Source organism: Actinosynnema sp., assembly GCF_052038725.1.
Genome location: NZ_JBQGCX010000676.1, coordinates 1 through 2,102, shown reverse-complemented (window position 1 = coordinate 2,102; position 2,102 = coordinate 1). Strand labels below are relative to the sequence as shown.

Annotated in this window: 3 protein-coding genes; 1 reads left to right on the top strand and 2 read right to left on the bottom strand. The window is 71.7% G+C overall.

From position 1 onward, the window contains the following. Positions 1 to 78: 78 nt before the first annotated feature. Both ACTUAL_RS14315 and ACTUAL_RS14310 read right to left on the bottom strand, forming a co-directional pair. Entirely contained in the window at positions 79 to 969 is an 891-nt protein-coding gene (locus tag ACTUAL_RS14315) for an SRPBCC family protein (RefSeq protein ID WP_440900583.1), read from the bottom strand. Beyond that, complete coding sequence (locus tag ACTUAL_RS14310) at positions 966 to 1,274, bottom strand: ArsR/SmtB family transcription factor (RefSeq protein WP_041837059.1); 309 nt, start codon at positions 1,272 to 1,274, stop codon at positions 966 to 968. The genes ACTUAL_RS14315 and ACTUAL_RS14310 overlap by 4 nt, the downstream gene beginning before the upstream one ends. A 322-nt stretch (positions 1,275 to 1,596) precedes the next feature. Here ACTUAL_RS14310 and ACTUAL_RS14305 point away from each other — a divergent pair. Next, a partial coding sequence (locus ACTUAL_RS14305) for an aminotransferase class I/II-fold pyridoxal phosphate-dependent enzyme (protein ID WP_440900582.1) occupies positions 1,597 to 2,102 on the top strand: 506 nt, incomplete at its 3' end.

Sequence of the window (2,102 nt, the reverse complement as noted above, 5' to 3'; positions counted from 1 at the left end):
CCAGCGGTTCCGCGAACGGTCCGAGGACCGCGCGACTCCGCTGGACGACCGGTTCTACCGGGTCTGTCAGGGTCGTATTCAGTTGTGGATCACTGCGTAGTCAGCTGCCAATCCGTTCTCCCCTTCTCCAGGCCATGGGCGTTCTTCACCCAGCAGCGCCGCGAACAGCAGGTCCAACCGCACGTGCCAAGCGGCCAGTGCCGCAGGCACGGACACCTCCCCGTCCCCGACCACGTGGGTCAGGGTCACGACGGTGCCCCCGACCGGGTCGCTGGACAGCTCCCAGCGCACCCGGCCCGACGACGAGTCGAACTCGAGCAGGGTCGGCTCCTCCACGACCACCACCGGTCCCGGCCGGACGCGGGAACAGCCCGCGCTCTCCGGAGCGGTGTCGCCGACCGCTGGCGTCGCGCCACCGGTCAGCACGGCCCACACCTCGGCCAGAGGTCGCCAGACCAGGTCCCTGCTGAACCTGATCCGCCCGTCCGCCACCTCGCCGCGGTCCAGGCCGAACTCGCGGACGTGCCGCTCGATCGGGCCCAGGAGGTCCGCGGGAGCGGTGAACGGCCGGTCGCCCAAGCGCGCGTCCAGGGCTTCCAAGCACGTCCGCCACCCCACGGCGTTGCGCCCCGCGCCGAGCGGCCCCGCTCCGATCACCTGCGTGAGGACCAGCAGGCAGCCCCCTGGCTCCGGCAGGAGTTCGAAGCGCAGGACGTCCTCGTTCCACTCGAACGCGAACACCCTGGGCGGGTCCAGCTCCAGCACCCTGCCTTCCCCGGCGTCCATGGCCGGGTCGGGGAAGGCGAAGCGCATCCTCCCGTTCTCGAGCTCGACCTCGGCGGGGAACCAGTGCGCCAGTTCAGCGGGTTCGCTGACCGCCCGCCACACCTTGGACACGGGGTGCGCGAACCGCCTCTCCAGGCGCAGCACCGGTTTCCCGTCGATCGTCTCCAGCCGTGCGTCCCTCATTCGCCCATCTCCTCCAGGTGCCGGTCGAGAGCGGTGAAGCTCGTCATCCACATCCGCCGGTACGGGGCGAGCCAGGCGTCGACCTCCGCCAGCGGTTCCGGCTGGAGCCGGTACCAGCGCCGCTGGGCGTCCCTGCGGACCTCGACCAGCCCCACGTCGCGAAGCACCTTGAGGTGCTTGGACACCGTGGGCTGGGTCAGGTTGAGCAGCTCGACCAGGTCGTTGACCGGGCGCTCGCCCGACCGCAGGACGTCGAGGATCTCCCGCCGGTGGGAGTCGGCCAGCACGGCGAACATAGATGCCATGCCGGGAATATAGACGCATCGGCATATTGCCTGTCAACGGAGCATGATCCCTCCTCGGGTAGTGGCTCTGCCCGGTGTGGCAGTCGGTCGTGAACAGGATGCGGAAGGTCGCCGACAAAAATCCGGAACCAGCGGTTCGGAGCGGCCTTCGATTCACGCCGCTGTGTGACCGAGGTCGAGGAAATACGCAGGTCAACGACACGGGGAGATTCGCCGGATCGTGAAGCTAGGATGGCCGCAGCGGCTCCTCGCACCCCTGGGCGCAGCTCGTCGACGCGGCACGACCGCGGTCCCCCTGCAACTCCCGGCCCGAGGACTGCCCGTGCGCTCCCTTTCCGTGCCCAGCTCGCCCGTCCGCGACCTGCTCGCCCTCACCTCGCGCCCCGAGGTGATCTCCTTCGCGGGCGGCCTGCCCGCGCCCGAGCTGTTCGACCTCGACGGCATCCGCGCCGCCGCCGACCGCGCCCTCACCCGCCGCACCCTCCAGTACGCGCCCACCGAAGGCGACGCCGACCTGCGGGAACAGGTCGCGGCCCGGCTCACCGCGCGCGATCTGCCCACGCGACCCGACGAGCTGCTGATCACCACCGGGTCCCAGCAGGCGCTCGCCCTCGTGGTCACCGCCCTGCTCGAGCCCGGCTCCGTCGTCGCGGTCGAGGAGCCGACCTACCTCGCCGCGCTCCAGTGCTTCCACCTCGCGGGCGCGCGCGTGGTCGCGGTCCCCGGTGACGAGCGCGGCATCGACCCGGGCGCGCGCGCCGCGGGCGGCGCGCGCGACCGGGCCGCACTGCTCGACCCGGGGGCGCCCGTCGCCCACCCCCCCGGCCC